This is a genomic window from Thermoplasmata archaeon (genome assembly GCA_038729465.1).
Lineage (GTDB): Archaea > Thermoplasmatota > Thermoplasmata > Thermoplasmatales > ARK-15 > JAVRLB01.
This window is the reverse complement of record JAVYRZ010000039.1, coordinates 1-6,499: the sequence shown is the minus strand read 5'-3', so window position 1 is coordinate 6,499 and position 6,499 is coordinate 1. Positions and strand designations below refer to the sequence as shown.

Sequence of the window (6,499 nt, the reverse complement as noted above, 5' to 3'; positions counted from 1 at the left end):
TCAAGAGAAGAGGCGAGATTGATGGCCTGAAAGATCTTGTTAATTTTGCGGAAAACTTGGAAAAGGCACTTATCAAAACTATCGAAGTGGATAAAATCATGACTCAGGATGTTGCAAAGATTGCAGAGCCACCTGTAAATGCAGTGGTTAATTCAGAAGAGTTTATAGACGCTGTGAAAAAGAACCTTGAAAAATTATTAAAACTCTAATTTTCTTTTATTTTTTGTATTTTATGAAAAAATTCAATACTTCCATTTTTGTTTTTAGAAGAGATTTGAGAATAGAGGACAACACCGGGCTTACAGAAGCATTGCAAACCTCTAACAATGTGATTCTGCTATTTGTCATGGACCCAAGACAGCTAGAAAATAATGAGTATATAAGCGAAAATTCGCTCCGGTTCATGTTCGGAGCATTAAAAGATCTGAAAACACACATAAATAAAAAAGGGTCAACACTGTGGATCATAAAAGGTATTGCAGAGCAAGAAATACCTAAATTTGCAGCTTTAAATCAGGCAGATGCCGTATATGTTAATGAGGATTATACGCCTTTTTCAATTACCAGAGATCTAAACATGGCTAAAAACCTGAACGAAAAGAGCATAGCGCTAATAAAATGTGCAGATTATTTACTGACAGAGCCACGCTCGATACTGACCAAGCAACAGAACCCGTACCGGGTATTCTCTCAGTTTTACAGAGAAGCTTTGAATCACTCTGTACGAAATCCGGGGTTTTACAATTATTCTGAAAATTATTTTTCTGGTCAGCTGGATCTGTCAAAATTCTCGCAGGTATCCCTTGATCGTTTAGAATCAGATTTTGATGCAACAAGATTTAACGGTCTGAGGCTGGTTGAAAGACTAGACGTGTTAAAAGATTATGCTGTTTTTAAAGATTATCCGGCATTGAACAAAACTTCAAATCTATCTCCACATCTGAAATTTGGGACTGTATCAATAAGAGAAGTGTACTGGAGAGCTTTGCAAAACAACATGACTGACTTTATCAGGCAATTGTACTGGCGTGATTTTTTTACATATCTCGCTTTTCATTTCCCCTATGTGTTCGAAAAAGATTTTGTGAGCTATGCTCATAACTGGAGCCATGATCCTGTAAAATTCAGGAATTGGACAGAAGGAAGGACTGGCGTGCCTATCGTAGATGCAGGAATGAGGCAATTGAACACTGAAAGCTTCATTCATAATCGAGTAAGGCTTATTGTAGCTTCATATCTGGTAAAGGATCTCGGAATAGACTGGAGAATGGGTGAAAAATATTTTGCCAGTAAACTGAAAGATTATGATCCAAGTTTGAATAATGGAAACTGGCAATGGGTCGCAGGAACCGGTGCAGATCCCAGGACCAGATACAGAAAATTGAACCCATGGATTCAGCAGAAAAAATACGATCCCGATTGTACATATATCAAAAAATACGTGGAAGAACTCAGAAATTATGATTGTAAAAATATCATGAACAATGATAAAATTTTAAAAAATATTTATATAGAATAAAATTATATTTTTTAAATATGGTAGTTGATCCTGGAGCCAAAAAATTGTTAGAATTATTAAAGTTTCCAGATTTCAGCGAGATGAGCATTGAAGATCTTAGAACACTGATGAACCAAAACCCGTTCATTCAGAAAAACGAACCTATTAAAGCGTTGCGAAATCTGAGCTTTGAGCACCATGGTATTAAAGTTGCATGTAGATTATACGAACCTGACAGCAAATTTGACGGATTGATAATATACCTTCATGGGGGCGGGTTCGTGTTTGGAAACATAGAGAGCTTTGAGGATATTTGCAGAAAGGCTGCAAATGTATCAGGCTGCAAAGTTTTAGCTGTAGAATACAGGCTTGCTCCTGAGCACAAGTTTCCGGCTGCAATTGACGACGCATACGAATCATATATCTGGGCCAGAAATAATTGCAAGTTGCTGGGCATAGATCCTGACAAAATTGCCATTGCGGGAGACAGTGCTGGAGGAAACCTTACTGCGGCAACATGCTTGAGAGCGAGAGACAGTAACGTTCCAGTGCCTAAACTGCAGGTCATGTTCTACCCAGTGCTGGGCCCTGATCTATTTTCAGAGGCAATGCGAGAATATGGAGATGGCTATTTTCTGACCAAAAAACAGATGTACTGGTTCAATAAGATGTATTTGAGCTCAGAGCAGGATTTATTCAATGTATATATGTCACCCATTCTTGCTGAGAATCTAAAAAACCTTCCCGAAGCAATAATTATCACAGCCGAGCATGATCCATTAAGAGATCAGGGAGAAATGTATATTGCCAGACTCTATGATGTAGGCGTGCCTGTTACTGGAATAAGGGCGAAAGGTATGATCCATGGGTTCATTAATTTCGCGGCAGTAATCCCTGCCGCCGGATCAATAGCATCTATGATCTGGTTTCTGATCGGCCAAAAACTGAGAGCTACGCTATAGTTTTTTTACCATGCGTTTTTTCAGGGTAATTCTAAGATATAATATGAGCATATCGCTAAAATAAATATATGAGTTAAGCATTAGACATTTTAATGACCAATGAAGAGAATGTAGCAGTGCTGGGCAGCGGTTGTTTCTGGTGTGCAGAAGCTATTTTTCAAGACTTGGACGGAATATTAAACGTTGAGCCTGGATATGCAGGCGGGACTGTAGCAGATCCGAGTTATGAGCAGGTTTGTACCGGCAAAACTGGGCATGCAGAAGTGGTCAGAATCACATTTGACCCTGCCAAAATAACATACCGGGATATTTTGGCCGTGTTTTTCTCAACTCATGATCCCACGACGCTTAACAGGCAGGGTAATGATATTGGAACACAGTACCGGTCTGTAATATTTTATATGACTGAAGAGCAGCACCACATCGCAGAAGAATTTATTAAAGAGCTCACAAATAAAAAATATTATAAAAATCCGATTGTGACCTCTATAGAACAGTACCGATCTTTTTACAGTGCGGAAGAGTATCATAAAAACTATTTTAAAAATAATCCGAATAATCCGTATTGCCAGTTTGTCATTGCTCCAAAACTGGACAAATTCCAAAAACAGTTTTTTAAGATCATAAGATCAACATAGACACATCTATTTTTTAAAAACTATAAATATATAAATAAACATAACTATTATTATGGCTAATGATGATGAGATTCTGGATGAGTTAAAAAAAATCACAGCCTTGCTTACCCCAAAACCCGCACCACCGCCACCTAAAGGATTTATGAACGAATTTAGAGCTTTTATGTCTCAGTACAAAGTACTAGGAATGGCTGTAGCTTTTATTCTTGGTTTGTATTTAGGTGCACTGGTACAGGCCCTTGTAACTGATCTGATAATGCCAATCATACAATATACTACTCCGCCAGGAGTAAAATGGCAGAACATAGCTGTCGGGCCTTTTGAGATTGGTAGCTTTTTCGGAGCACTACTAACATTTATAATTGTAGCGCTGGTAATATTCCTGATTGTGAAAATGAGCTCTAAACCTCCCAAACTGAAGATCAAGAAAAAAGCATAATTTTTTTCTCACCTTTTTTTATTTTATGGGTTTTTGCTGTGTTTCTAAAAATTGAAAAAAGATAAATTTTTTGATGTTTATTCACACCCATGTTATAGCACACATTACCTTCTTATCCTCTATCTTAATGAAATTTCTGCAATATATGCACCTGTCTAAAGGCACTGACCCATGCTCTTCTTCTTCCACATACTCAAGAGGACACAATACAGATCCTTGTTTAATTTCTCTGAGCCTTGCCACCAGAAAATCCGGCATTACTGATTCCTCAACCATAATGCAATTATATACGTCTATAATATAAATTTTACTACGACAAAAAACGTAATTATACGGTTATCAATTTGATTTATATATATTGCTGTGTGTTCTGCTACGGATAATGAAAAACACAGTTATCAAAATCAATATTGCTATTATAATGTAGTACATTAGCGGTGAGCTTGAAGAAATGCCAATGTTAGTCTTTTCGAGTGTCATGGTGGTAATATTTCCATATATTATCATGATAATGAGCCCGGAACTTGAGGCTACCCACATTGTCATATTGTTAGCTGTAGAAGGATTGGGATTGTAAAGATCATCTGGATTTATGGTGCTGAAGTTCACAGGCAAGTTCAGAGTTGTGTAATTAACCTCATCTGCAGCAAAAGATCCAGCAGCTGTTTTTATGGTTATATGCTTTATTGTCATTGTGGTTGCATTATATCCTGGCATGGTCCTACCAGCATTCAAAGCAGTTAAAACAGTAATGTTTTCTGCCGGAAATGGTGCAGGATTGTTAAATGTTGCTTTTTCTGAGATACTGGTTCCAGAATATGGCACGCTTTGCATCGTAACATTAAATGATTGTGCTGCCTGATTAACGGCAGAAATAGTATATAATATTGTGGAATTTGAGGTGCTGTTGTTTACATGCTCTATTATGCTATATTGTGCATAAGCACCATCAAATGCCCAGGAAGGCACGGATTGAGAATTTACTGCGGGCATGCTTATTGCCACTAAAAGCAGCAAGAGGAACAACGTCATAATTTTCTTTGTTGCCATTAACTTAACTACCATTTTTCAGACTAAATACAGCTTTTTTTAATATATTAATGTTGCGTGTGCTGTTTCAGTTTCTAAGATACTTGACCATCGTCATTGAATCGATATTCTCTTACTGCCTTAACTTCGCCAGGATCGGGAATTATCAGTATTCTCGATCGCTTGACTATGTTTCCAGCCCTAGTCCAGTCCAGCGGCTCACCATTTAAAGTATAAGGCACTATCTTGCCCTCTTCTTTTATTTTTTTGTACGGAGCCTTTAAAAACTCGTAAAGAGCCGGCGCATCATCTTTAAAAGTAAGAAAAATCACTGCTCTGGTCCTGAATTTTATGAGATGGTTTAAGATCGTCACTTTCTTTGTCAGCTCTCCGTACTCTGCTTCCACATTGATAATCTTTCTACCCATTTTCAGTATTGCGTCTGGCGTCTCTTTGTTTGAAGGCTCTAACACTGTACATTGCATGTTCATGCTGCTAAAATACTGCACTGCTCTGTTTATCAGGTATCTATGATACTCACCCTCATTGAGCACTCTCTCCACTTCTGAAATAGAACCCAAATATTTCTCACCATCGACTGTAATGAAAAAACCGCCATGATCCGCGATTAGGTTCCTGCTTTGATAGGTTCTCAACACTAAATCCAGCTCTGATATCTCTATGTTTTTAATGGCCTTGACTTCTCTGTATATGTCTTCAAACGCGAGCGTTCTATGTTTTCGGTTCTGTAATCTCGATATTGCAAAAAGCACAAAATCATAGCTATTGCTATTTAATTCAATCTTTGTGCCATACCTCTTTACGCTCGATTCAATCAAGTTTCTCACATCTTTATCGTTATCTTGATGATCGATGGTTTTTAAGGTCAATATTGTATGTTTCCCATCCTGCATGGTCCTAAACAATATGTGATTTCGATCCATGTTCTGGAGCAGATACTCTATCTTATCCTCGGATCCTGGATATGGGGAAAACAAGTGCTTGAGCTTCTGAGAGTCTGAAGCACCGATATTAAATGCGCAGATGCTCGCAATGTTTCCGAGCATAGATTCCAGCAGATCTTCCTGGATCTGGTTCAGGTGCTGTGTTGCCAGGATCATGCTTATTCCATATTTTCGACCTTCGCTCAGCATGCTCTTCAGGTTCAGAGCACTGAAATTCTGGAGCTCATCAATGATCAAAAATAGCTGTGATTGTAAGTTCAGTTTTAACTTTGCGTGCCAAAGCATATTGATGATCAGAGAGCCTACCATGCTGCTCAATGTTTCACTGATATTTGACTTTGAAAGGTTTACTATTATTATCGGTGTGCCTGATAATAATTCCATAAAATCAATAGACTGCTTTTTAGATGCGATCAGCTCTCTTATAAACATGTTCTTTTTTATTGGCAAAAGCTTGTTTATAGAGCTTGTTACATATTCCATGTTGTATTTTGACCGGTACAGATCTTTCAGGTATCCAGCTACCTCCCTGTCTTTCGTAATCCTTAAAAACCTGGCTCTGCAATCTTTGTCAACCAGCAAATCTAGAAGATCCGTGATCGTGGCATTGTTGTATGTATCAAGCAGAGCTTTGGTGAGAGTGCTGAATATCACTTCCAGCCTGGGTCCCCACGTACCCATCGAAAACTGCTCATCTTTCGAAAATAGCAGCTTGAGATTATCTACCGCTCTCAACCGCTCCAGTTCGTTTTGAACCGGGTCGGAAGATTGATTTACGTGCAATGCGTTCATTGTTATGGCATAATATTCATTGCCACTCTTCAAGAACTCGGGCGTGATATATATAAGGTCTCGGGATCTATGGTCAGGTATCACCTTCAGCACCCGGTAAGCCAGCTCTCCATGAGGATCTATCAATACCAGTGCCTTATTATTCATTATTAGCTGTTCTGCAATGTTCAACAATA

At 38.3% G+C, this 6,499-nt stretch carries 8 protein-coding genes; 5 read left to right on the top strand and 3 right to left on the bottom strand.

Annotated elements, in window-relative coordinates; all coding sequences use genetic code 11:
* From QXQ25_06920 to QXQ25_06900, 5 genes are all read left to right on the top strand, one after another.
* The coding region (locus QXQ25_06920) for an NADP-dependent isocitrate dehydrogenase (protein MEM0161431.1) at window positions 1-209 on the top strand (209 nt) is incomplete at its 5' end.
* A 23-nt stretch (window positions 210-232) separates the two neighbouring features.
* Entirely contained in the window at window positions 233-1,519 is a 1,287-nt protein-coding gene (locus QXQ25_06915) for a deoxyribodipyrimidine photo-lyase (GenBank protein MEM0161430.1), read from the top strand.
* A 17-nt stretch (window positions 1,520-1,536) separates the two neighbouring features.
* The gene (locus tag QXQ25_06910) at window positions 1,537-2,460 is read left to right on the top strand and encodes an alpha/beta hydrolase (GenBank protein ID MEM0161429.1); all 924 of its coding nucleotides are present in this window, start codon (window positions 1,537-1,539) and stop codon (window positions 2,458-2,460) included.
* 92 nt (window positions 2,461-2,552) lie between these two features.
* Window positions 2,553-3,098 carry a peptide-methionine (S)-S-oxide reductase MsrA gene (msrA, locus tag QXQ25_06905; protein ID MEM0161428.1) on the top strand — a complete coding sequence of 182 codons (546 nt, stop codon included), beginning with the start codon at window positions 2,553-2,555 and terminating at the stop codon, window positions 3,096-3,098.
* 52 nt (window positions 3,099-3,150) lie between these two features.
* Window positions 3,151-3,537 (top strand): MscL family protein, encoded by a 387-nt coding sequence (locus tag QXQ25_06900; GenBank protein MEM0161427.1) that lies wholly within the window; start codon window positions 3,151-3,153, stop codon window positions 3,535-3,537.
* Window positions 3,538-3,618: 81 nt separating this feature from the next.
* On the opposite strand, the gene QXQ25_06895 is transcribed toward QXQ25_06900, so the two are convergent.
* The 3 genes from QXQ25_06895 to QXQ25_06885 form a co-directional block, all read right to left on the bottom strand.
* Window positions 3,619-3,813, bottom strand: a complete 195-nt coding sequence (locus QXQ25_06895) for a hypothetical protein (GenBank protein ID MEM0161426.1) — start codon at window positions 3,811-3,813, stop codon at window positions 3,619-3,621.
* A gap of 63 nt (window positions 3,814-3,876) precedes the next feature.
* On the bottom strand, window positions 3,877-4,602 hold the full coding sequence (locus QXQ25_06890; GenBank protein ID MEM0161425.1) for a hypothetical protein: 726 nt from the start codon (window positions 4,600-4,602) through the stop codon (window positions 3,877-3,879).
* A 59-nt stretch (window positions 4,603-4,661) separates the two neighbouring features.
* Window positions 4,662-6,499, bottom strand: a 1,838-nt coding sequence (locus QXQ25_06885) for a type IV secretory system conjugative DNA transfer family protein (GenBank protein ID MEM0161424.1), incomplete at its 5' end; no start/stop codon positions are given.

Excerpts from the sequence above, each read along its gene's own strand:
- QXQ25_06900 (MEM0161427.1), top strand. The coding sequence starts at position 3,151 with ATGGCTAATGATGATGAGATTCTGGATGAGTTAAAAAAAATCACAGCC.
- QXQ25_06890 (MEM0161425.1), bottom strand. The coding sequence starts at position 4,602 with ATGGTAGTTAAGTTAATGGCAACAAAGAAAATTATGACGTTGTTCCTC.
- QXQ25_06895 (MEM0161426.1), bottom strand. The coding sequence starts at position 3,813 with ATGGTTGAGGAATCAGTAATGCCGGATTTTCTGGTGGCAAGGCTCAGA.
- QXQ25_06910 (MEM0161429.1), top strand. The coding sequence starts at position 1,537 with ATGGTAGTTGATCCTGGAGCCAAAAAATTGTTAGAATTATTAAAGTTT.
- QXQ25_06915 (MEM0161430.1), top strand. The coding sequence starts at position 233 with ATGAAAAAATTCAATACTTCCATTTTTGTTTTTAGAAGAGATTTGAGA.
- msrA (MEM0161428.1), top strand. The coding sequence starts at position 2,553 with ATGACCAATGAAGAGAATGTAGCAGTGCTGGGCAGCGGTTGTTTCTGG.